This window comes from Nocardia rhamnosiphila NBRC 108938 (assembly GCF_000720425.1).
In the GTDB taxonomy this organism is placed as follows: Bacteria; Actinomycetota; Actinomycetes; order Mycobacteriales; family Mycobacteriaceae; genus Nocardia; species Nocardia rhamnosiphila.
The window spans coordinates 1,134,504-1,157,319 of sequence record NZ_JOAJ01000001.1; the positions used below are offsets into that span (position 1 = coordinate 1,134,504).

Below are 22,816 nucleotides of genomic sequence, written 5' to 3' on the forward strand. Positions count from 1 at the left end.
AGGTCTACCTCAGGAGATACGGCATGTTGACAGTGACGGCGCCGGTGGGACAGCGGGCGGCGCAGGGCCCGCAGTACCAGCATTCGTCGACGTGCATGAAGGCTTTCCCGTTGTCGGGGTTGATGGCCAGGGAGTCGAGCGGGCAGATCTCGACACACAGCGTGCAGCCTTGGATGCACAGGGATTCGTCGATGGTCACGGGGATATCGGTGCGCTGGTTCGCCAATGCCATCTAGAGGACCTTCCATTCGGGGATGCCGCGGGACAGGCTGCCGCGCAGCGTGATCCGGTCACCGCGCATCCGGACGTATTCCAGGTCGACGGGGGTTCCGTCGTCGAGCCGGGTGAGGCGTTCGAGCATGAGCAGCGGTGCTCCGTCGGGGACGTCGAGGGTGGCGGCGGTGTGCCGGTCGGCGGGTATCGCCTCCACGGTGAGGTCGGCCGAACCCAGGGACCGGCCGCTGAGCTGTTCGAGCAGTACGAAGACATCGGTGTGCGCGAGATCGTGGTCGAGGACGCGCACACCGATCTCGGGAGCGAGGTAGGTGAGATCCAGGCTCAGCGGCTGCTCACCGAGATACCGCAGCCGCTCCAGGTAGACGACCTGCTCGCCCGGAGCGACCCCGAGCCGCCGGGCCACCGCCGGCGGCGCGGTGATGAGCTGGCCGGCCCGCACCTCGTTGCGGACGGTGCCGCGGCCCTCCAGAGTTTCCTGCAGGCCCAGCAGCGCGTCCAGGCCGTGGTCGTATTTGCGGGCGGTCACCCGGGTGCCCACGCGCGGCGCGCGGTCGATCAGGCCTTCGTCGCGGAGCAGCGCCAGGGCGTCGCGGATGGTGTTCCGGGAGGTGTCGTGCTCGGCGGCCAGCCGCTGTTCGCTGGGCAGGGTATCGCCCAGGGTGCCGGCGTGGATCTGGTGGCGGAGGATATCGGCAATGCGCCGGGCCTGGTCGGCCCGGAGCCGGCGGACACCGGCCGTACCGCCTGCCCGCGCGGTGTTCGTATCGCTGACCTGCATGAACGCTGACGATAGCGGCGTTTCGGGACGATCCGGGCCCGCCGACGGGCGGCCGCCGGACGGGCCGGCGCAATTCGCCGGGCGCCGACGGACGCGACCAGCGCGGATCCGGGCCGATCTCGCCATTACGCCACCTGCGCGAGGGCCGCCGGGGTTGGGATCAGACCGATTCGAATGATCGTCCCCGCGCCCGGGAACCGCAGCGGCAGGTGGCCGGGCAACGCGACGGAACCGGTACCGGGACGCCGTGGTATCGGGCCGGATACATCCTCCCGACCCGCCCGCCACGGCTTGACCTGGAGTGCTCTCCAGGTCGTAGCGTGTGCTCGACGGATAATCCACCACGGCAAGGGGAGACGAATCCGATGGAACTCGGGTTGCACATTCCGATTTTCGAGATCGACGGCGGTACCGCCGCCATCGCCGGCGAACTGGCACTCGTCGGGGCGGCGGCGGAGGCGGCCGGGGCGACCTGGCTGTCGTTCATGGACCATTTCTTCCAGATCGAACCGACCGGGCTGCCCGCCGAGGCGAACATGCTGGAGGGCTACACCAGCCTCGGGTACATGGCCGCGCACACCTCCACAATCGAGCTGGGCCTGCTGGTCACCGGCGTGACCTACCGGCACCCCGGCCTGCTGGCCAAGATCGTCACCACCCTCGATGTGCTCTCCGGCGGCCGCGCCGCGCTCGGGATCGGGGCCGCCTGGTTCGACCGGGAACACCACGGGCTCGGGGTGCCGTATCCGCCCCTCGGGGAACGGTTCGACCGGCTGGAGGAGGCACTGCGGATCTGCGCGCAGATGTGGGATCCGCAGAACAACGGACCCTTCGAGGGCAAGCACTACCAGCTGGCGGAAACCCTCTGTTCACCGCAGCCGCTGCACCGGCCCACCGTGCTGATCGGCGGCGGCGGGGAGAAGCGCACACTGCGGCTGGTGGCCCGCTACGGCGACGCCTGCAACCTGTTCGCCTCGAGCACCGAGGAAGTGGCGCACAAACTCGATGTGCTGCGCCGCCACTGCGACGATCTGGGCACCGATTACGACCGGATCCGCAAAACTGTGCTGGCGGGCAGCCCGGACCCCACCGCACACGATGATTTCGTCCGCCAGATGGCGGGCTACGCCGAACTCGGCGTGCACACCGCGATCGTCATGCCGCCCGGTGGCTCCCCGGCCGGCTGGGTGGACACATTCGCCCCGGTGGTGCCGAAGCTCGCCGAACTCTGAGCGGTCGCGCCGTCCCGGGCGTCAGCCGGTGACCCGCACCGGCACGGCCCGCCCCGGGACGGCGTCGGCGGCGAGATCGCGGAAGATCCCGTTGCCGGCAGTCGCCCGTGACAGGGCGTCCGCGGCCAGGATCACCGCGGCACCGGTCCAGGTGGTGCGTTCCACCGGCCAGCGTTTCCCGTCCGCGTACACCAGCCCGGTCCAGTAGGAGCCGTCGGTCTCCCGCAGATGCTGGATGCTGGCCAGCAGGCCCAGCGCCCGGTCCCGGTCACCCAGCGCGTCGAGGGACAGCACGAGTTCACAGGTCTCGGCGCCGGTGACCCAGGGCCGGTCGCTGACACAGCGGATACCGATATTGCCGACCACGAAGGTGTCCCAGCGTTCGGCGATACGGTCGTACCCCGGCTGTCCGCGCAGCGCCCCGCCCAGCACCGGGTAGTACCAGTCCATCGAATAGCGGTCCTTGCGGGTGAACACCTCCGGGTGGTCGCGCAATGCGCGGCCGAGCCGGTCGCGGGCGGTCTCCCACTCCGGGCGAGGGTCCCCGAACCGGCGCGCGAGCGCCAACGCGGCCCCGATGCTGTGATACATACTGGCCGAACCGGTCACCAGCGCCTCGGGCAGGACCTTGTCGCCGTCGCGCAGCCAATGGATCTCACCGTGCTCGCCCTGGCTCGCGACGACCAGGTCGATCGCGGCGGCCACCACCGGCCACAGATCGGCCGCGAACGCGGTATCACCGGTGATCGCGAGATAATGCCAGACACCGGTGGCGAGATAGGCGCAGAAGTTCACATCGGTGGCCGGATCCTCGATCTCACCGGCGCGGAACTGCCGGGGCCACGACCCGTCGGGGCGCTGGGTGCGCGCCGACCAGGTGTAGGCGGCGACGGCCTCGTCGCGCAGCCCCGCGACGGTGAGTGCCATCGCCGATTCGATGTGATCCCACGGGTCGGTGTGACCGCCCGGGAACCACGGAACCGCGCCGTCGGGTTCCTGCGCGGCGGCGATGGACTGCGCGGTCTGCAGGATCTGACGGCGGGTGAGAACCGAAGGAACCGACGGGAGTTCACCCGCCGGCACGGGTCACCGCCGGCTTGCTGAAGTACAACGCCACGCTCTTGCCGACCAGCGGGTCGAGCAGGCGCTCCGCCGTCCGGGTCAGCGCCGGCTGTTTCATCATGTCCCACACCAGCATCCGATGGTAGGCACGGACCAGCGGATGTTCGGTCTTGTGTACGCCCACCGCGCATTTGATCCACCAGTACGGCGAGTGCAGGGCGTGCACATGGGTGCGGTGGGTGTGCCGCAGACCGCGCGCGGTGATCTTGTCCCGCAGTTCGTCCGCCTTGTAGATGCGGATATGCCCGCCCTCGTTCGCGTGGTACTCGTCCGACAGCGCCCAGCACACCCGCTCGGGCAGCCACCGCGGCACGGTCACCACCAGCTGCCCGCCCGGCCGCAGCACCCGCACGAGTTCGGCGATGGCGGCGTCGTCGGCGGGGACGTGCTCCAGGATCTCCGAGGCGATGACGACATCGAATTCCCCGGCGCCGTAGGGCAGATCGAGCGCGTCACCGTGGACGGCTTCGGCTTTCGCCCCGGCGGGTGCTTCCCCGGCCTGCGCCATGGCCTCGAACATGGTGGCGACCTCGGCGAGTTCGGGGGCGTCCTGGTCGAAGGCGACCACATCGGCGCCGCGGCGGTAGGCCTCGAACGAATGCCGGCCGGCCCCGCAGCCCACATCGATGACCCGGGTGCCCGGACCGATCCCGGCACGGTCGAAGTCGACGGTCAGCACGAGGCGCCTCCTGTGATGAATTCCGGCGAGCCGGTGTGCCGGGCGATGGCCCGCTCGTACACCTGCACGGTCTGTGCGGCCACCGATTCCCAGCTGAACACCGAGACGGCGCGGTCCCGGGCGGCGGTCTGCATCCGCTGCCGGGTCTGCGGGGAATCCAGCAGCTGCCCGATCACCCGGGCCAGTTCGGCGGAATCGCCGGGTTCGGTGAGTTCGGCGCAGACGCCCGGCTCGCCGACGACCTCCGGGAGCGCACCGGTGCGGCTGACCACCAGCGGGGTCCCCGACGCCATGGCCTCCACCGCGGGCAGCGAGAAACCCTCGTAGAGGGACGGGATGCAGGCGATCTCCGCCGACGCCAGCACCTCGGCGAGTTCGGTATCGCTGAGCCCGGGACGGACCGTGACGATATCGGAGAGGCCGAGTTCGGCGATCTGTTTCTCGGTGGGCCCGTTGGGCTCCAGTTTCGCCACCAGCTGCAGTTCCACCCGGTGGGTGATCCGCAGCCGGGTCAGCGCCTGCAGTAGATGCGTGATGCCCTTCAGGGGTTTGTCGGCGCTGGCGACGGCGACGATCCGGCCGGGCACCCGGGGACCACGCGGCGCGAACAGTTCGGTGTCCACGCCGAGCGGCACAACATTCAGCTGGCCGGGGTCGACACCGAAATCGTCGGCGATATCGGTGGCCGACGACGAGGAGACGGTGAGCAGATCGGGGATCCGCCGGGCGATGCGCTCCTGCATTCCCAGAAAGCCGTACCAGCGGCGCACCAGGGGCTTGCGCCGCCAGACAGCCGCCGCCAGATCCACTTCACGGTCCTTGGTGATGGGATGGTGCACGGTGGCGACCAGCGGCAGCCGTTTCGCGATATCGAGCAGCCCGCTGCCCAGACACTGGTTGTCGTGCACGACATCGAAATCGTCGACCCGTCCACGCAGCAGCCGGGCGGCGCGCATGCTGAAGGTGCGCGGTTCCGGGAAACCGGCGGTCCACATGGTGGCCAGTTCCAGCAGATCGATCCGGTCCCGGATTTCGCGGGGATGCGGCGTGCGGAACGGGTCGTCGTCGCGATAGAGGTCCAGGCTGGGCACCTCGGTCAGGGTTACGCGCGGATCCAGGTCGGCGGGATAGGGCTGACCGGAGAAGACCTCCACGTCGTGGCCGAGTTCGGCCAGTCCGGCGCTGAGGCGGCGCACGTAGACCCCCTGCCCACCGCAATGAGGCTTGCTGCGGTAGGACAACAGGGCTATCCGCACTAGCTGTCCTCGCCCGTCTCGGTGATCGAATTCATGCTCCGCAGTTTGCCAGCCAGCCGTTCGAGATAGGCACGCACCTCCGGTTCGCCCTTGTCCGGCAGGCCGTAGAGCACATCGGTGACACCGTCGGCGGACCACGACGCCAGGCGTTCGGCGTCGGGTTTGAAATCCAGGGCCACCACCCGCGGCGCACCCTCGCGGCCGGCGTCGGCCCACGCCTTCTTCAGCGTCGCCAGGCTGCCGGAGATATCGTTCTCCCCCGGGGTGGTGATCCAGCCGTCGGCGTGTTTCGCGATCCAGGCGCAGGTCCGTTCGGTACCGGCCGCGCCGATCAGGACGGGAACGGTGCGGTCGACCGGTTTGGGCCAGGCCCAGCTGGGCCCGAACTTCACGAAGTCGCCGTCGTAGGCGGCCTCGTCCTCACGCCACAGCGCCCGCATGGCCTCCAGGTATTCCCGCAGGGCCGTGCGCCGTTTGTTGCCGGGTATGCCGTGATCGGCCAGCTCGTCGGTATTCCAGCCGAAACCCGCCCCCAGGGTGACCCGGCCGCCGGAGAGGTGGTCGAGCGAGGCGATGGTCTTGGCGAGGGTGATCGGATCGTGTTCGACCGGCAGCGCGACCGCGGTGGCCAGTTCGATCCGTTCGGTGACCGCGGCGGCGGTGGCGAGCGCGACCCACGGGTCCAGGGTCCGCATATAGCGGTCGTCGGGCAGCGACGCGTCGCCGGTCTGGGGGTGCGCGGCTTCGCGTTTCACCGGGATATGGGTGTGCTCGGGGACGTAGAACGAGGAGAATCCGTGGTCCTCGGCGGCCCGGGCCGCGGCGGCGGGGGCGATCCCGCGGTCACTGGTGAACAGAACGATGCCGAAACGCATACCTGTGTGCCTTGTCTGTGGTGGGGCCGGCGGGCCGCGGCGCGTCCCGGCGGGTGGAAGATCGTGGTCGTCAGCGGCCGTTCTCGGCGGCTTTCTTCGCCTTCTTGGCGTGCTGGTCGAGTTGGGCGCCGATCACGTGGTCCAGTGAGGTGCCGGCCGGCCAGCCCACGTAGTGGCAGAGGAACAGCGCGATCTCCCGCAGCTGGGTTTCGTCGAGTTCCTCGTTCTGCAGGGCGGCGCCGACCTGGATACCGGCGACATCGAACAGGCCCTGGGCGGTGAGCGCGCCGAGTAGCAGCAGCCTGCGGTCCCGCAGGGTGAGGCCGGGGCGGGACCAGATATCGGCGAACAGGTGGTCGGCGGTGACGGCGAAATGGTCGCCGGGGCCGTCCTTGAATTCCCATCCGTAGACCTCCGCCATCTTGGCCAGCCCGCGTTCACGCACGGTGGACTCGGGGGTGGGGTCGCTCATGGCTGCTCCTTCTCCGCCGGATCCGCTCCGCCGGAAGTGTCTGGACAGGTGTACGGAATATAATTCGGACGCTCGCCACCACGCAAGAACATGTTCTCGTTCCTGCAGCCGGAAACCGTCAGGACAGCATCTCCCGCGACATTCGTGAATCGCCTCGGCGCCGGCGCCGATTCTGGGAAAATCGCTGAATCGTTGTCGGGCACACCTGTCGATGGTAGCGTCCAGACACATGTCCAGCTATGTGTCTTCCCGATGGGCCGACCGCCCGTCGCCCGGGAGGAACTCGTTCTCGGACCGGGCAGGTTCCGACCCGGGAGCGCTACGCCCCGCCGCCCCGGGAAACCGCCCCGCACACTCCACGCCGAGGGAGCACACATCATGAAAATCGTGGCCGATCTGGACCTGTGCCAGGGACACGCCGTCTGTGCCGCCGAAGCACCGGACGTCTTCTCCGTACCCAAACGCGGCCAGGTGGAGATCCTCGACCCGAACCCGGGCCCGGAGCTGAAAGCCGACGTCGACAATGCCGTCCGCTACTGCCCCACCCAGGCCCTGCTGCTTGTCGCCGACACCGACTGAGCAGATCGGGGCCGTGGGCGCTGGTGCCACACCGCCGCCTGCGCCTCGGCGTCCGCCTCGGCATGTCGACCGATCGCCCACGAACACCGATACCGATCGATCCAGCCCACAAATCCTTTTCGAAAGGGACATATCCATGACAGGTTTCGACCGCGCCGAACTCGACGAGATGGTGCGCCGCTGGGTGGCGGAGAACGAACGATGTGAGAAGCTCGGCGACTGGAAGCCGCTCGCCGATATGTACACCCCCGATGCCACCTACGGCTGGAACTACGGCCCCAAAGACGAATTCATGGCCGTCGGCCGCGACGAGATCCGCGATCTCGCGCTCGGCCAGGAGATGGAGGGCCTGGAGGGCTGGCAGTACCCGTATCAGCAGTTCGTTATCGACGAGCGCAGCGGCGACGTGATCGGCTTCTGGAAGCAGGTCTACGACACCACGCCGCGCGCCGACGGCAGCAAGTACACGGTGAACGGGATCGGCGGCAGCTGGTTCCGCTACGGCGGCGACTACCAGTGGTCGTGGCAACGCGACTTCTTCGACTACGGCAATGTCTCCGCGCTGTTCCTGGAGATGATGACCGATAAGGCGATGTCGGACGGGATGAACGCGCGGATCGCCAAGGCCACCTCCGGCCGGCTGCCGGGGTGGTACAGGATCGGCACCTCGCCGGCCTCCCTCTGGTGACCCCGATGTCCGTACCCACCAGCAGGTTCCACGAGCTGACCCGGGAGCAGCTGGCCGTCCTCGTGCCCGAACTGCTGCTGTGCGGGCAGCTGATCGACCGGTCCGGGATGGCGCACTGCATCTCCGCGTTCGGCCGGGAAGGGATGGCCGAGGTCGCGATCGAGGAATGGCAGCTGTCCAGCCCGGTCTATACCCGGCGGATGCAGCGGGCACTCGGTTACACCGGCGACGACGTGGTCACCATCTTCAAGGGACTACAGCTCGATATCGGCGCGCCACCGCAGTTCATGGACTTCCGGTTCCGCGTCGACGATGCCCGCCACGGCGAATTCTGGCTCGATCACTGCGGCGCCCTGGTCGACGTCGAACCGATGGGTCCCGACTATGTGACGGCCATGTGCCACGACATCGAGGATCCCACCTTCGACGCCACCGCACTGGCCACCAACAAGTACGCCCAGGTGCGGCCCATCCACCGCCCGCCGCGGGTCCCCGCCGACCGGCATCCCATGTGCGCGTGGACGGTGATCATCGACGAATCGCACACCCCGCCGGAGGTCCCCCGCAACGCGCCGCTGGTGGCGGAGTCGGTGGCCGCGCAGTTACCGCTGGCCGATATCGACCCGGGCGACGAGGGCCACGCCGACTACAGCGGGCCGCTGCTCAGCGATCTGCGGTTCGCCGACTTCTCGCATTCGGCCCTGGTCCGCATCGCCGAGGAGGTGTGCCTACAGCAGCATCTGCTGGTGCTCGGGTTCATGATCGCGGTGCACGAACGCACCGACGACGACGCCGCAGTGGAGATCGGGCGCAAACAGTTCACCGGAATCGCCGGGGTGGCCTCCGAACGGATCCGCGCAAGTCTCGGACTGGGCACCGATCTGGACGCGCTCGCCCAAGTGCTGCGCGTACATCCGGCGCTGAATCCGCGGCACTACACCGATGTCGAAGTCGAGCCCGGCATCGGTGTCCTGCGGATCCGGTTCCCCGCCGGCAGCGGCGCGCTCACCGACCACGGCTGGCTGTCGATGATCGAACCCGACCGTCTCGGCCCACTGGACGCCCTGGTCCGCGGGGTCGACCCGCATCTGCGGAGCCGGGTCGTCGACGAGGGACCCGACGGCTGGACCGCCGAGATCTCGCGCGCCGACGAACCGTTCGCCGAAGCACCCGAGGTGGCGATCACCCGCTTCAGCACCGGCGTCGACTTCCGGTTCACCGACCGTGGTATCCCACTGCCCCTCACCGTTGTCTGACCCCTCCGGGCACCCGGTGCCCGGCCCACCGCAGGACTGATATGGCCAATAATTTCGCCGACCTGTTCGAACATTCGGTCGACGCCGTGCCCGACCGGATCGCGCTGATCGAGGAGGGTCGGCGCGTGACCTTCCGTGCGCTGGAAGAACGCGCCAACCAGCTCGCCCACCACCTCGCGGCCCAGGGGGTCACCCGCGGCACGCATATCGGGTTCCAGATGCACAACAGCATCGAGACGATGCAGACGCTGATCGCCTGCTTCAAACTGGCCGCCGTACCGGTGAATATCAATTTCCGGTACGGACCCGAGGAACTCGCCTACCTCTACGACAACGCCGACCTCGAATATCTGGTGTACCACGCCTGTTACGGGGAGGCGGTACGCGCCGCGGCACAGCGATCGCCGCGGCTGAAATACCTGCTGTGCGCGGCCGACGACCGCACCCCGGCCGACCCCGGGGTCGACTGCCTGGCCGAGGTCACCGCGGCCGCACCCACCACCCGGCCGGAGGTGCCGCGCACCGCCGACGATCTCTTCGTCATGTACACCGGCGGCACCACCGGTATGCCCAAGGGCGTGCTGTGGCGACAGGAGGACATGTGGCGGGTCCTCGGCGGCGGGATCGACTTCTACAGCAACGAACCCGTCACCGACGAATACCAGCAATCCCGCACGGGCGCCGCGGGTGAACCCTCCACCTGGATGATCCTGCCGCCGCTCATGCATCTGGCGGCCATGATGCCGACCTTCATCGCGCTGTGGTCCGGTAACTGCGTGATCTTCGTGCCCCGGTTCGATCCCGCCCACGTCTGGCGCACGGTGGCCGCCGAACATCCCGGCGTCCTGGTCGTCACCGGTGACGCGATGGCCCGCCCGCTCATCGACGCCTACCGCGCCGACCCCGTCGACACCACCGGGCTGTTCATGATCGCCTCGGGCGCCGCCCTGCTCACCCAACCCACCAAGAACGCGCTGCTGGACCTGATCCCGAACCTGTTCGTCTCCGATTCCATCGGATCCTCCGAAACCGGTTTCGGCGGTATCGGATTCGCGCAGCGCGACGCGGACCCGGCACGGAAACCGCGGGTGTCGATCGGGCGCGGCGCGGTGGTCGTCGACGACGACGGACGTCCGGTGGAACCGGGCGAAGAGGGCTGGCTGGCGAAGACCGGCGCGGTACCGCTCGGCTACTACAAGGATCCGGAGCGCACCGCGAAACTGTTCAAGGTCGTGGACGGGCAGCGCATCGTCGTCACCGACGACCGGGCCCGGCTGGAGGACGACGGCACCATCAGCCTGATCGGCCGCGGCAATATGGTGATCAACACCGGTGGGGAGAAGGTGTTCGCCGAAGAGGTCGAGGGCGTGGTGAAATCGCACGCCGATATCTACGACGCCACCGTGATCGGTGTACCGCACGAACGCTGGGGTCAGCAGGTCGCCGTGGTCGTCAGCCTCACCGGGGGCGCACTGGACCCCGAGGGCTTGCGCGCCCACGTCCGCGGCCACCTCGCCGGGTACAAGGTGCCCCGCGCGGTATGGATCACGGACACGATCGTGCGGTCGCCCAGCGGTAAACCGGACTACACCTGGGCCAGGAAGTACGCCGCGGAGCGCGCGCCCGACCATCGGGCGGACTGACACTCTGCGGTACAGGCGCAGGCCGCGGGATATCCCGGCGCGTTCCGGCCGTCGAGCGGGCGAGGCCGGCCCCAACCCGCTGCATGCACTCCGGGGGCCCGGTCAGGACCCTACGGCCGCCGGAGAGTGCAGTCGGCCGTCGCGTACCTCCACGACTCGATCGGCCGCCGCGAGGTGGGTCGGGTCATGCGTGACCATGACGGTAGCGATCCCGCGACGGTGGGTAGAGCGGGCGATCAGATCGACGACGGCCGCGCCGCGCTCGCGGTCCAGCGCACTGGTGGGCTCGTCCACCAGGAGCACGGCGGGGTCGTTCATCAGCGCTCGGGCGATACTCACCCGCTGACGCTGGCCACCGGAGAGCTGGTGCGGACGCCGTCCGGCCGCGTCGGCCAGACCGACCGAATCGAGTATCCGCAGGGCCCGGTCGTGCACGCCCCGGGTGCTGCCGCCGGTGAAGCGCGCCGCGACGGTCAACTGTTCGGCTGCGGTGAGCGCGGGCAGCAGATTCGGCTGCTGGAAGACGATCCCGATCCGCTGCCGACGGAGAGCGGCGAGCGCTCGCCGCGACATGCCGGTGGTCTCGAGACCGTCCACGGTCACCGTCCCCGAATCCGGAGTGATGAGAGTGGCCGCTACGGCCAGCAGGCTGGATTTGCCGGATCCGGAGGGACCCACCACAGCGGTGAGCGTGCCGGCGGAGACGTCCAGGTCCACGTTGTCCAATGCGGTCATACGCACCGGCCCGTCGGGATAGGACAGGGTGACAGCGGTCAGATTCAGGGTCATCGCACGGACTCCAGAGCGGTCAATGGGTCGACAGAGGTGATGTGGCGAATGGACAGGGCAGAGCCGAGCAGGCCCAGCACGATCAGCGACGCGGCCGACACCGCGGCGTCCGCGGGCGTCAGCAGGAACGGCACAGACGCGCCGCGTACGGCGGCACCCAGCCCGATCGCCAAGCCGGTACCGAGCAGAGTGCCGCCGGCCAGCAGGACGGTCGCCTGGCCCAGGGCGTCCGCGATCAACCGTGCGGTCGATGCGCCCAGCGCTTTCAGGACGGCGACGTCACGGCTGCGCTGAATGGTCCACACGGTGAAGAACGCGCCGACGACCAGCGCGGAAATGACGAACAGGAGCCCGCGCATCAGCTGTAGCGAACTGTTCTCGGAGGTGTAGGACCCGATCGCGGCCAGCGAATCGCGGGTCGAGACCGTTGTCGTCCCGGCCGCCTTGTCGACGGCCCGCACGTCCACCTCCGCGTCCGTATTCAGCGCGATAACGGTCGCGATCGGTGCACCGTGGCCCTCGGCCGCGGGTACTGTACGGCGCCAGGCGTCCAGCCCGGTCCAGACAACGGGAGTGTGCGCGAACGAGGCGGCACCGCGCACCGCCGCGACCACCAGTGTCCGGCCGGCGAATGTCAGGGTTTCGCCGGGCTCGACGCCGAGGTCGTCGGCCGCGGCGCCGGACAGTACCGCTGTCCCCGCACCGATCAGTTCACCGGCGGGGGCAAGGGCCGAACCGGGCCGGACGCCGAACACGCTGACGCCCGCGGTCCTGCTTCCCGCTTTCGCGGTGACGATGCCGACCCCCAGCGGTTCGGCGGTGTCGACGCCGGGGGTATCCGACCACCTCCGCCACTGGTCCTCGGTGATGAGGGATTCGGTGTACGACAGCTCGGCGCCGGTGCCGTCCTCGCCGAATACGATCTTGCTCGCGGGCAGACCGGTGATCGCGGAGATATTCTGCTGCGCCAAGCCGGCGGTCAGGCCGGACAGCACTCCGATCAACAAGCTGATCAGCACGATAACTATGCCCATGAGGGCGAATCTCCCGCGGGCGAACTTCAGGTCTCTCCAGGCGACGAACACGGGCGGCAGCCCTTTCGTGAGGGGGTGGTGTCTCCACCCTCGCCGCCCGGCCCCGCGCGCACATCTGCCCCAGGACGGAGAACGACCGGTCCGAAGGCACAGCGACGGTTCCTACTTTCGACAGAGGCAGCCCCGCACACTGCTGCTTAGGCTGGGGGGACCGTGAACACCACCCACACTTTCACCCCCAGAGGCCTGGCCTGGTCCCTGCACCTGCTGGTGCTGGCACTGCTCGTACTCGCGGTGGGGCGGGCGGTCGCCGGCCACCACCCGCACGCCGTTGCGGTCGCGGCGACGGCCACGGCATGCGGGCTGGTGTACGCGAGCGGATCGATGCTGCCCGCTGTGCGCAGCTCCGGGCGGGCCGCGACGGTATGGCTGGCCGTCCTCGTCTGCGCCTGGCTTGCCTTGCTCGTGATATCCGCCGACGGTGTCTGGGTCGCCTTCCCGCTGTACTTCCTCCAACTGCATCTGCTGCCACGACGCGCCGGAACCGCCGCCGTCGCGGTCACCGCCGTGATAGCCGCACTCGGCTTCGCCGCCCACCAGGCCACGTTCGGCCCACCGATGGCTATCGGCCCCGCACTCGGCGCGGCCGTGGCCATCGCGGTGGTCCGTGGGTATCAGGCGCTCTATCGCGAAAGCGAACGGCGCCGGCGGCTGATCGAGGAACTCACCGCCACCCGCGCCGAGCTCGCGGCCGCGGAACACGCTGCCGGGGTGCTGGCCGAGCGGGAGCGGCTGGCCCGCGAGATCCACGACACCCTGGCTCAGGGCCTGACCAGTATCCAGCTGCTCCTGCGCGCCGCCGAGCGGGTACTGCCCGGGGCGCCGGACAGCGCGCTGCGCTATGTCGGCCAAGCGCGCCAGACCGCGGTCGACGACCTCGCCGAAGCACGCCGGTTCGTGGCCGCCCTCACCCCACCCGCGCTGGAGGGAGCCTCCTTGGCCGATGCACTCGAACGCCTCTGCGTGGCCACCGGTGCCCGCCACGGGATCACCGCCCGCTTCCACCGCGACGGGCACCCGGTCCCGATGCCGACCTCGTACGAGGTCGCCTTGCTACGAATCGCCCAGTCCGCGCTGGCGAACACGGTCCGCCACGCGGCCGCGGCGAGCGCCGATATCGTCCTGCGATATCTCGAAGACCGGGTCGTCCTCTCCATCGCCGACGACGGGTGCGGATTCGACCCCGCCGGCTCCTCCGCGAACGGAGACGGCGGCGGCTTCGGGCTCGCGTCGATGAGCGATCGCGTCCGCGCGCTCGGCGGGGAGCTGACCGTCGATTCCGCGCGGGGAGAAGGCACCACACTGACTGCCCGGCTACCTCTCGGTCCTCCACGCGCCGGAGTCGGGGCGTCCGCGTGACCGGGACCCGGATCCGGCTGTTGCTTGCCGATGATCACCCGGTTGTCCGGGCGGGGCTGCGCGCCGTGCTCGAGACCGAACCCGGCGTGACGGTGGTGGCCGAGGCAGCCACCGCCGAGGAGGCGGTCGGCCGCGCGGGCGCCGGCGATATCGACGTGGTGCTGATGGACCTACAGTTCGGTGCGGGCATGAACGGCGCCGAGGCCACCGCCCGGATCACCGCACGGCCCGGAAGTCCGCGGGTACTCATCGTGACAACCTTCGATTCCGAAGCCCATATCCTGCCGGCGATCGAAGCGGGAGCCACCGGATACGTCCTCAAGGACGCCCGGCCCGAAGACCTGGCGGCCGCCGTGCGGACCGCCGCCGCCGGACGCACCGCGTTGGCCCCCGCTGTCGCCGACCGGCTGCTGAACCGGTTGCGCACGCCGGGAGCCGCACTGACCCGTCGTGAAACCGAGGTCCTCACCCTGGTCGCCGCAGGCCTGTCCAACCGAGCGATCGGCGCGGACCTTCACCTCACCGAGGGAACCGTAAAATCCCATCTGGCGCGGATCTACACCAAGCTCGGTGTCGATTCCCGTACGGCCGCCGTCGCGGCGGCCACCGAAGCGGGCCTGATCCGGCGGTGAAGGCCGCGGGCGTCAGGAAGGTGTGCCCGGGCGGACCCGCTCCAGCACACGGAGCGAATCGGTCACCGATACCTCCCGGAATTCACCGCTGTCGACCGCCCGCCGGTAGATACCGTAGGGTGCCTGGCCGCCGTCTGCCGGATCGGGAAAAACATCGTGGATGGCCAGTCCGCCCCCGGGGACCACCCATTTGGCCCAGCCGCGGTAGTCACGGTCGGCGGCTTCTTCGGTGTGGCCGCCGTCGATGAACAGGAAGTCGATCGGGGTCCGCCAGGTGGCGGCCACCCGCGCGGAGGTCCCGACGATCGCGATGACGGTATCGGACAGGCCCGCGGTGTCGATGGTGTGCCGGAACCGGGGCAGGGTGTCGAACCGGCCGGTGACCGGGTCGACCAGGGAGGTGTCGTGGTACTCCCAGCCGGGCTGGTGTTCCTCGGAGCCGTGATGGTGGTCGACAGTGAAGACGACCCCGTCCTGCGCGCGGGCGGCGGCGCCGAGCAGGATGGTCGATTTCCCGCAGTAGGTGCCGATTTCGGTGATCACCCCGCCGTGGCAGTACTTCACGGCCGCTGCGTGCAGCGCGCGGCCCTCCTCTTCCGGCATGAATCCGGTAGCCCGGCGGGCGTGGTCGAACAGTTGCTCGTCGGTCAGCTGCGGAGCGGGGGCCGACAGGGCCATCAGGCCTCCTTCGAAACAGGTACACAGGGCCCGCGGAGGCCGGAGCATAGGCGAATATTTCGCATCATCGGAGGTCGGGACTCTCTTCCGGATCGCGGGGTACGACGGTGACCGACATTACTTCACGGGCTGCAGGCTGCGCGGAAGTTGATCCGGCACTGCACCGACACTACTATCTAGACACATGTCCGAAGGCGATTCCAGAATTCTCGAGGCCACTCGGCGGCGCTTGAGCGGCAAGCAGGCGGACACCGTGGACAAACTCACCAGAGCCGCGATGGAAGTGCTGTCCCGCGAAGGTTTCGCCGGACTCACCATTCGCATGGTCGCCACCGCCGCGGGTGTGGGCACCGCGACCGCCTACACGTACTTCTCCTCGAAGGAACATCTGGTGGCGGAGATCTTCTGGCGCCGGATCCGGTCTTCGGAGAGCCCGGTCAGCCACGACGCCGACCCCACCGTGCGGGTACTGGCCGAATTGCGCGGTATCGCCCTGCTGGTGGCCGACGAACAGGAACTGTCGGGGGCGGTGACGAGCGCGCTGCTGGGTCGCGATCCCGACGTCGAGCATCTCCGGACCCGGATCGGTATGGAGATCCGGCAGCGCATCACCCGGGCCCTGGAACCCGAAGCCGACCCCGAAACCGTGGAATCGCTGGAACTGCTGTACGCGGGGGCCCTGGTCCGCGCGGGCATGGGCTACGAGTCGTACGCCGATATCGCCGACCGGCTGGAAAAGGCGGCGCTGCTCGTCCTCGAATGACCTCGGCCGGCCGGAAACCGGGTACCGCGGCCCTAGCCGCTCACGGCCGGACGGCGGACGTGGGAGTAGACCAGCCGGGCGTACTCACCGAGGAGTTCGTCCAGGCACACCTGCTGACCCGCGGCCACCATCTGCTGGTAGCCGATCAGCAGGGCCATCCCGAGTTCGGTGTCCACGGCGGCGATCCGCTCGTCGCCCACCACACCCGTGATCGTCTTGCGCACGGTGCGGCGCCGGGATTCGTCGACCCGCTTGAGCGCCACCCCGACCGCTTCGTCGTTGGCCGCCCAGGCCCGGATCGCCGCCTCCGCCCGGTGATGCAGGCCCAGCGTCAGATCCGACAGGGCCCGGATCGCCTCATCGGGCGTGGACGGGTCGAAATTCAATGTGCGCAGGATCAGTACCTGCCGATTCTCCCAATGGTCCAGCAGCGCATCCACATACGACTGCCAGCTCCCGAAATGGTGATAGAACGATCCGCTGGTCACCCCGAGCCGCCGGCACAGCACGCCGATGTTGAGGTGCCGGAAACCGAGCTCGGACAGAACCTCCAGGCCGGTGTCGAAGTAGTTGTCCTTACTGACGATACGAGACATGCGGCGCCGATCTCTTCGGTGAACGGGTGGGGATTTCGAGGATCGAACAGTACCCCATGCGCGACCCCGTCCGGCCGGGAGTGGTGAAAGGTCACCACCGGCGCGGCCGGTCCACCGTCGGACCAAAGGTCGGGTGCCCGAAGCCGAGCGCGCACCGCGCCCGGTCAGCGCAGACGTACGCCGAGCAGCGCGTCCACCGCCGTGGCGATATCCGCGCCCGCGGCCGGGTCGGCGCCACCGTACTCGAGCGCGTCGTGCGCCCAGGCGTCCAGGGCCGCGAGCGCGGCCGGTGTGTCCAGATCGTCGGCGAGATGGGTGCGCAGCCGGGCCACGGTATCGGCGGCCGGCGGCGCGGCGGCCACCGCGGCGGCCTGCCGCCAGTGCCGCAGCCGCGTATCGGCCTCGGTGAGTACGCTGTCGGTCCACATCCGGTCCGCGCGATAGTGGCCGGCGAACAGGCCCAGCCTGATCACCGCCGGATCCACGCCCCGGGCCCGTAGTTTCGACACCAGCACCAGATTGCCCTTGGACTTGGACATCTTTTCCCCGTCCAGCCCGATCATGCCGGTGTGCACGTAATGGCGGGCGAAGCGACGGCCCGCGGCCAATGCCTCACCGTGGGCGGCGGAGTATTCGTGATGAGGGTAGATGAGATCGCTGCCGCCGCCCTGGATATCGAATTCGGTACCCAGCCGGTTCACCGCGATCGCCGCGCATTCGATATGCCAGCCGGGCCGCCCCGGCCCGAACGGCGACGGCCACGACGGTTCCCCCGGACGTTCGGCCCGCCACAGCAGGGCATCCAGTGGATCACGCTTGCCCGGCCGGTCCGGGTCACCGCCGCGTTCGGCGAACAGGCGTTCCATAGTGGCGCGGTCGTAGCCCGATTCGTACCCGAACTGCTCGGTGGCGTCGGTACGGAAATAGATATCCGGGTACCGGTCGTCCTCGACGGTGTAGGCGGCGCCGGAGGCCAGCAGTTTGCCGACCAGCTCGACGACCTCCTCCACCGATTCGATCGCGCCCACGTACTCCCGCGGTGGCAGCACCCGCAGCGCCGCCATGTCCTCGCGGAACAGTTCGATCTCGCCGGTGCCCAGGTCCCGCCAGTCCACCCCGTCGCGATTCGCCCGCTCGAACAGCGGATCGTCGACATCGGTGACGTTCTGTACGTAGTGCACCGCGCGGCCGGCGTCGCGCAGCACCCGGTTCACCAGATCGAAAGTCAGGTAGGTGGCGGCGTGACCGAGATGAGTGGCGTCGTACGGGGTGATCCCGCACACGTACATGGTGGCTGTCTTGCCCGGGGTCACCGGGCGAATACAGGAATCGGCGGTGTCGTGCAACCGCAACGGTGGCCCTGTTCCGGGGACCGCGGGGATCGGGGTGTCGGACCAGGACTGCATACCTTCGAGAGTAGAGGTCTCCACCCGCCGCGCCCCGCCCACCCCGCCACCTGCGCCGCGACCATGATCGCCGGTGGCCCGTGGACCTGCGCGAACGCGGCCGCCGGGAGAAGGCAACCGTTGGCTTCAGACAGAGCGAATCCGGCGCCGGCGCCGGTCACCGGGTCAGAAAGCGGGCCACGGAATAGGACGTGACGTCTCGGGGTAGGGCAGCACCGGTTCGTCGAGCAGGCGCTTCGCCCGGCGCAGCAGGGCATCGATCTCGGGGTCGGTGAGATGTTCGGCCAGGCGGTCGGCGAGCTCGCCGGGCAGGGTTTCGGTGAACGCGGCGATATCGGCGAGCAGATCCGCCGGTATCGGCTCCCCGGCCCATCCCCACAGCACCGTGCGCAGTTTGTTCTCCTGGTGCAGGCAGATCCCGTGGTCGACGCCGTACACCTCGCCGTCGGCCGATTCCAGGGCGTGCCCGCCTTTACGGTCGGCGTTGTTCAACAGCACATCCAGCACCGCCATCCGCCGCAACCGCGGATCGTCGGCATGCACCAGCGATACCTCGTCCCCGGCGCCGTCGTAGGCGCGCAGCACCTCCCGGAAACCGTCCGGTACCCGCTCCGGCGGACACAGATCGATCAGATCCAGCCGGGCGCTGTGCGGTTCCCGCGGTTCGCGGGTGGTGATCCAGCGCTGAACCATTCCCGGACCGTAGGGCCCGTCCCGTAACACCGTTTCCGGAATCACCGTCCAGCCCAGCGCACCGCAGATCAGATATGAGGCAACCTCGCGCCCGGCCAGGGTCCCGTCCGGGAAATCCCACAGCGGCTGCTCACCGCGGACCGGCTTGTACACCACCCGCAGATCGCCGTCACCGGTGGCGAGATCACAGACCAGGGTCACATTGCTGGCGACCCCCACCCGGCCCAGCACCGTCAGTTCACCCGCGCGCAGCGCGTCCACGGTGCCGGGCACGGTCATTCCTCCAGATCGTTCGCGCCGAACAGTTCACCGCGCTTGTACCCGTTGGTGCGCACACACATGTGCCCGCGCGCCGACAGCGGTTCGCCGCACAGCGGGCACGGCGGCCGGCCGGCCGCGATCACCCGGGTGGACCGCAGCGCGAATTCGCGTGCCTGATCGGGGGTGAGGAACACCCGGACCGCGTCCGGGCCCTCGTCGGTATCGTCGAGGACCACCGATTCGTCCACCTCGGTCTCGGTGATCGCCAGCAATTCGACGACCACCGCACCCGCGTCGGCATCCCAGCCCAGCCCCATGGTGCCGACCCGGAACTCCGCATCGATCGGCGTGACCAGCGGCGCGTTGTCGTTGACCTGATCGGCCTGCGGCGGCACCTCGGCACCGAATCGCCGTGCCACCTCGTCGAGCAGCAGGCCCATCCGGTCGGCGAGAACCTTCACCTGCTGCTTCTCCAGCAGCACACTCACCACCCGGGGTTCCTCCACCGCCTGCAGGTAGAACGCGCGATCGCCCGGCTCACCGACAGTTCCGGCGACGAAACGTTCGGGGGTGCGGAAAACATGGATTGCTCGTGACACATGCACCTCCTGATACGTGACCCTGTTCGGCTGCGGTACCCCGCTGCGCCGTATCCCGGCGCGGACGCCGATTCGCCCGATGCCGCCGAGAGGTGGCGCGTTCGCCGGTATCGGGCATACCCATTATCCGTCTTTCCTTCCTGCCCCGATCTCCCCACCGGGCACCGGTCCGGATGTGCCGGACTCGGCCTTCGGTGCGGGCGCCAGACCGGACAGGTCCGCACCGGTGTCGTTCATCCGCGTGACGAACGGCGCGGTGCGGGTGTAGCGGACAACGCTGAGCGAGGCGGGCTCGACCATGATCCGCTGGAATCCGTCGAGATGGATGCCGAGCGCGTCCGCGAGCACCGCCTTGATCACATCACCATGGGTACAGGCCACCCACAACTGGTCCCCCTCGTGCAGCTCGGCCAGGGCGCGATCGTGTTCGCGGATCGCGGACACCGCCCGCGCCTGCACCTGCGCCAGCCCCTCGCCGCCGGGGAAGACCGCCGCCGAAGCATGCCGCTGCACCACCTGCCACAGCGGCTCCTGCAGCAGGTCCTGGATCCGGCGACCGGTCCACTCGCCGTAATCGACCTCGGCGAGGCGGTCGTCGACCACCGGTTCCAGGCCGAGTTCGGCCGCCAGCGGCGATACGGTGCGCTGGCAGCGCAGCAGCGGCGAGGTCACGATCCGCGAAATCGGCAGGCCCGCGAGCCGGTCTGCGACGGCCCGGGCCTGTTCGCCACCGCGGTCGGTGAGTTCCACACCGGGACTGCGGCCGGCGAGAGTGCCGCCGGTATTGGAGGTCGACACACCGTGTCGCAGCAGGATCACCGTCATGCGGCCAGCCTAATGGGCGCGGTCGGGCGGAGCTCATCGGCAAGTCCGCGCACAGCCGGAACACCTCCGGGGTCCGGCCCGGCCGCACCTGCGGCGAAACCGGAATCGGCCGCCGCGGCAGCGTCGTCTCTGTCGGTCATGTGGCCGAAACGACCCCGCCCGCGAGCAGACCGATGAGTACGACGCCGAGCACGATCCGGTAGCCGACGAACCAGTAGAACGAATGCTTCGCCACGAACCGCAGCAGCCACGCCACCGACGCGTAACCCACCACGAACGACACCAGGGTCGCCACCAGCAGCTGGGCACCCGAGGCGTTGAGTCCCTCACCCGCGGGTTCGAAAGCATCGGGGAGACTGAACAGTCCGGACGCGGTGACCGCCGGGATCGCCAGCAGGAACGAGAACCGCACCGCCGCCTCCCGTTTCAAACCGAGGAACAGACCCGCGCTGGAGGTGGCACCCGACCGGGACACCCCAGGGATCAACGCCAGGCACTGCGCGATGCCCATCACCAGCCCGTCACGGGTGGTGAGTTGTTCCAGCGGCCGCTGTTTCGGGCCGAAGTGTTCGGCCGCCGCGATCACCAGCGCGAAAACGATCAGCATGATCGCCACCAGCCACAGATTCCGGGCGCCGGTGCGGATCTGATCCTTGAAGACCAGCCCCAGCACACCGATCGGGACGGTGGCGATGATCACATACCAGCCCATCCGGTAATCGAGTTCGCGCTGCGCCTCGGCCCCGGGGTCGTAACCGGCCGGACCGGTTCCGGTGACCACCGGAAGTTTCGTGGTGACCATCTCGCTGACCGGCACATTCTCCCGGGACCGCGCGGTCAGCTTCTCGAACACCGTGGCGCACCACACCCGCACGATCCGCCAGATGTCCTTGGCGAAGAACAACAGCACCGCGGCCTCGGTACCGAGCTGGGTCACCGCGGTGAACGACGCGCCCGCGTCTTCCCCGAAGAACAACGAGGACACGATCCGTAGATGACCCGACGACGACACCGGCAGGAACTCCGTCAGACCCTGCACCAACCCGAGCACCAACGCCTGCACCCAGGTCATCGACTCGCCAACCACACATCCTCCTGTACAACGCCGAAAACCCGCTCCGCCTTCGGTCTTACGGCACCCCGGCCGCAGCCGGGCACGGCGACGACCGGCAGCGACCCTACAGTGCCCGCCCCGGCTCCCGCGCAGCGGCCGCCGCTGCGGCGGACACGCCGAGCGGACGGTTCGTCCCGGACCGCCACCGCGCGAACACGCTCTAGGCTGGGCGCCGTGAGGATTTGTCGAACCGTGCCGGACACGGAGACTCGGTGATGGAACAGCGCACCGTCGGCCGCAGCGGGCTGCGGGTTTCCCGGATCGGGCTGGCCACCCATACCTGGGGCAGCCATACCGACCCCGATACCGCCGCCGCGCAACTGATCGCGTTCGCCGAATCCGGCGGCACTCTCGTCGACACCTCCCCCGCCTATGCCGGCGGGGCCGCGCAACGGATCCTCGCCGACCTCCTCGGCGATCTGGTGTCGCGCGACGAGCTCGTTCTGTGCGCCGGTGCGGGCCTGGTCCCGTATTTCCCGTCGGTTCCCGCGGGCAGCGACCCGCCGCCGCCCGGGCAGGCGCGGATCACGGTCGACTGCTCGCGCCGCAGCCTGCTCCGGCAGCTGGACCGCACACTGCTGGAACTGGGCACCGACCACGTGGACCTCTGGCAGATCACCGCCTGGGATGCGAGCACCCCGCTCGACGAGATCGCCGCGACCCTGGAATACGCGATCACCTCCGGGCGCACCCGCTACGCCGGTGTCCGCGGCTTCACCGCCTGGCAGCTGGCCAGCCTGGCCGCGGTCAGCCCGGTCACCGCAGTACAGACCCCGTATTCGCTGCTCACCCGCGGCGCGGAGGACGATACGGCGCCGGCCGCCGCGCACCACGGCGCCGGACTGGTGGCCACCGCGCCGCTGGCGGGCGGCATCCTCACCGGGAAATACCGGGACGGCGTACCGGCGGACTCCCGCGCCGCCGACGAGGCGACCGCCGCCGAGATCCGCGGCCGCCTCGACGACGACCGCGCCACCGCCGTCGTCGACGCCCTGGTCACCGCCGCCGACGGACTGGCCACCTCCCCGCTGGCGGTCGCGCTGGCGTGGGTGCGGGACCGGCCCGGGGTCGCGAGCATGCTCGTCGGCGCCCGCGATATGGGTCAGCTCACCGGGGTCCTGGCCGCCGAAACGCTGGAACTGCCGCGAGCGATCGCCGCCGCCCTCGACGATGTGAGCTCCACCCCGTAG

At 69.2% G+C, this 22,816-nt stretch carries 25 protein-coding genes; 9 read left to right on the plus strand and 16 right to left on the minus strand.

The genetic code is table 11. From position 1 onward, the window contains the following. Positions 1–4: 4 nt before the first annotated feature. Positions 5–232 (minus strand): 4Fe-4S dicluster domain-containing protein, encoded by a 228-nt coding sequence (locus IG75_RS0105025; protein ID WP_030519968.1) that lies wholly within the window; start codon positions 230–232, stop codon positions 5–7. Next, on the minus strand, positions 233–1,015 hold the full coding sequence (locus IG75_RS0105030) for a GntR family transcriptional regulator (protein WP_030519969.1): 783 nt from the start codon (positions 1,013–1,015) through the stop codon (positions 233–235). A 365-nt stretch (positions 1,016–1,380) separates the two neighbouring features. Here IG75_RS0105030 and IG75_RS0105040 point away from each other — a divergent pair, with 365 nt between their 5' ends. Next, positions 1,381–2,247, plus strand: coding sequence for an LLM class F420-dependent oxidoreductase (locus IG75_RS0105040; protein ID WP_030519970.1), 867 nt, complete (start codon positions 1,381–1,383; stop codon positions 2,245–2,247). Between the two features lie 21 nt (positions 2,248–2,268). Here the strand turns inward: IG75_RS0105040 and IG75_RS0105045 are convergent, their stop codons facing one another. From IG75_RS0105045 to IG75_RS0105065, 5 genes are all read right to left on the minus strand, one after another. Then, entirely contained in the window at positions 2,269–3,330 is a 1,062-nt protein-coding gene (locus IG75_RS0105045) for a glucosidase family protein (protein WP_030519971.1), read from the minus strand. Then, positions 3,317–4,048 carry a class I SAM-dependent methyltransferase gene (locus tag IG75_RS0105050; protein WP_030519972.1) on the minus strand — a complete coding sequence of 244 codons (732 nt, stop codon included), beginning with the start codon at positions 4,046–4,048 and terminating at the stop codon, positions 3,317–3,319. The genes IG75_RS0105045 and IG75_RS0105050 overlap by 14 nt, the downstream gene beginning before the upstream one ends. Then, complete coding sequence (locus tag IG75_RS0105055) at positions 4,042–5,304, minus strand: glycosyltransferase family 4 protein (protein ID WP_030519973.1); 1,263 nt, start codon at positions 5,302–5,304, stop codon at positions 4,042–4,044. The genes IG75_RS0105050 and IG75_RS0105055 overlap by 7 nt, the downstream gene beginning before the upstream one ends. After that, on the minus strand, positions 5,304–6,179 hold the full coding sequence (locus tag IG75_RS0105060) for an LLM class F420-dependent oxidoreductase (protein ID WP_030519974.1): 876 nt from the start codon (positions 6,177–6,179) through the stop codon (positions 5,304–5,306). Before IG75_RS0105060 ends, IG75_RS0105055 begins: the two co-directional genes overlap by 1 nt. A gap of 70 nt (positions 6,180–6,249) precedes the next feature. Then, positions 6,250–6,651, minus strand: a complete 402-nt coding sequence (locus tag IG75_RS0105065) for a carboxymuconolactone decarboxylase family protein (RefSeq protein ID WP_030519975.1) — start codon at positions 6,649–6,651, stop codon at positions 6,250–6,252. A 378-nt stretch (positions 6,652–7,029) separates the two neighbouring features. Here IG75_RS0105065 and IG75_RS0105070 point away from each other — a divergent pair, with 378 nt between their 5' ends. From IG75_RS0105070 to IG75_RS0105085, 4 genes are all read left to right on the plus strand, one after another. Then, a complete protein-coding gene (locus IG75_RS0105070; protein ID WP_030519976.1) occupies positions 7,030–7,230 on the plus strand; it encodes a ferredoxin in 201 nt (66 codons plus the stop codon). Between the two features lie 136 nt (positions 7,231–7,366). After that, the gene (locus IG75_RS0105075) at positions 7,367–7,918 is read left to right on the plus strand and encodes a nuclear transport factor 2-like protein (protein WP_030519977.1); all 552 of its coding nucleotides are present in this window, start codon (positions 7,367–7,369) and stop codon (positions 7,916–7,918) included. Between the two features lie 5 nt (positions 7,919–7,923). After that, positions 7,924–9,174, plus strand: a complete 1,251-nt coding sequence (locus IG75_RS0105080) for a hypothetical protein (RefSeq protein ID WP_030519978.1) — start codon at positions 7,924–7,926, stop codon at positions 9,172–9,174. A gap of 41 nt (positions 9,175–9,215) precedes the next feature. Next, on the plus strand, positions 9,216–10,817 hold the full coding sequence (locus IG75_RS0105085; protein WP_030519979.1) for an acyl-CoA synthetase: 1,602 nt from the start codon (positions 9,216–9,218) through the stop codon (positions 10,815–10,817). A gap of 102 nt (positions 10,818–10,919) precedes the next feature. Here IG75_RS0105085 and IG75_RS0105090 read toward each other — a convergent pair whose 3' ends face one another. Next, positions 10,920–11,606, minus strand: coding sequence for an ABC transporter ATP-binding protein (locus IG75_RS0105090; protein WP_030519980.1), 687 nt, complete (start codon positions 11,604–11,606; stop codon positions 10,920–10,922). Beyond that, entirely contained in the window at positions 11,603–12,640 is a 1,038-nt protein-coding gene (locus IG75_RS0105095; protein WP_218028249.1) for an ABC transporter permease, read from the minus strand. Before IG75_RS0105095 ends, IG75_RS0105090 begins: the two co-directional genes overlap by 4 nt. A gap of 213 nt (positions 12,641–12,853) precedes the next feature. Here IG75_RS0105095 and IG75_RS0105100 point away from each other — a divergent pair, with 213 nt between their 5' ends. Next, the gene (locus IG75_RS0105100; RefSeq protein ID WP_030519982.1) at positions 12,854–14,059 is read left to right on the plus strand and encodes a sensor histidine kinase; all 1,206 of its coding nucleotides are present in this window, start codon (positions 12,854–12,856) and stop codon (positions 14,057–14,059) included. After that, the gene (locus IG75_RS0105105) at positions 14,056–14,691 is read left to right on the plus strand and encodes a response regulator (RefSeq protein WP_030519983.1); all 636 of its coding nucleotides are present in this window, start codon (positions 14,056–14,058) and stop codon (positions 14,689–14,691) included. Before IG75_RS0105100 ends, IG75_RS0105105 begins: the two co-directional genes overlap by 4 nt. Positions 14,692–14,703: 12 nt before the next feature. On the opposite strand, the gene IG75_RS0105110 is transcribed toward IG75_RS0105105, so the two are convergent. After that, a complete protein-coding gene (locus tag IG75_RS0105110) occupies positions 14,704–15,369 on the minus strand; it encodes a class I SAM-dependent methyltransferase (RefSeq protein ID WP_030519984.1) in 666 nt (221 codons plus the stop codon). A 184-nt stretch (positions 15,370–15,553) separates the two neighbouring features. Between IG75_RS0105110 and IG75_RS0105115 the strand changes: the two genes are divergently transcribed. Further along, positions 15,554–16,132, plus strand: a complete 579-nt coding sequence (locus IG75_RS0105115) for a TetR/AcrR family transcriptional regulator (RefSeq protein WP_030519985.1) — start codon at positions 15,554–15,556, stop codon at positions 16,130–16,132. A gap of 32 nt (positions 16,133–16,164) precedes the next feature. On the opposite strand, the gene IG75_RS0105120 is transcribed toward IG75_RS0105115, so the two are convergent. The 6 genes from IG75_RS0105120 to IG75_RS0105145 all read right to left on the minus strand — a co-directional run bounded on the left by IG75_RS0105120 (position 16,165) and on the right by IG75_RS0105145 (position 21,584). Continuing rightward, positions 16,165–16,728, minus strand: a complete 564-nt coding sequence (locus IG75_RS0105120) for a TetR/AcrR family transcriptional regulator (RefSeq protein ID WP_030519986.1) — start codon at positions 16,726–16,728, stop codon at positions 16,165–16,167. Positions 16,729–16,892: 164 nt separating this feature from the next. Continuing rightward, on the minus strand, positions 16,893–18,134 hold the full coding sequence (gene mshC / locus IG75_RS0105125) for a cysteine--1-D-myo-inosityl 2-amino-2-deoxy-alpha-D-glucopyranoside ligase (RefSeq protein WP_030519987.1): 1,242 nt from the start codon (positions 18,132–18,134) through the stop codon (positions 16,893–16,895). Between the two features lie 165 nt (positions 18,135–18,299). Further along, positions 18,300–19,106 (minus strand): SCO1664 family protein, encoded by an 807-nt coding sequence (locus IG75_RS0105130; RefSeq protein ID WP_030519988.1) that lies wholly within the window; start codon positions 19,104–19,106, stop codon positions 18,300–18,302. After that, the gene (locus tag IG75_RS0105135; protein WP_030519989.1) at positions 19,103–19,687 is read right to left on the minus strand and encodes a DUF3090 domain-containing protein; all 585 of its coding nucleotides are present in this window, start codon (positions 19,685–19,687) and stop codon (positions 19,103–19,105) included. Before IG75_RS0105135 ends, IG75_RS0105130 begins: the two co-directional genes overlap by 4 nt. A gap of 123 nt (positions 19,688–19,810) precedes the next feature. Beyond that, positions 19,811–20,512 (minus strand): histidine phosphatase family protein, encoded by a 702-nt coding sequence (locus IG75_RS0105140; RefSeq protein ID WP_030519990.1) that lies wholly within the window; start codon positions 20,510–20,512, stop codon positions 19,811–19,813. A 136-nt stretch (positions 20,513–20,648) separates the two neighbouring features. Beyond that, on the minus strand, positions 20,649–21,584 hold the full coding sequence (locus tag IG75_RS0105145) for an undecaprenyl-diphosphate phosphatase (RefSeq protein ID WP_030519991.1): 936 nt from the start codon (positions 21,582–21,584) through the stop codon (positions 20,649–20,651). Between the two features lie 257 nt (positions 21,585–21,841). Between IG75_RS0105145 and IG75_RS0105150 the strand changes: the two genes are divergently transcribed. Then, the gene (locus IG75_RS0105150; RefSeq protein ID WP_030519992.1) at positions 21,842–22,816 is read left to right on the plus strand and encodes an aldo/keto reductase; all 975 of its coding nucleotides are present in this window, start codon (positions 21,842–21,844) and stop codon (positions 22,814–22,816) included.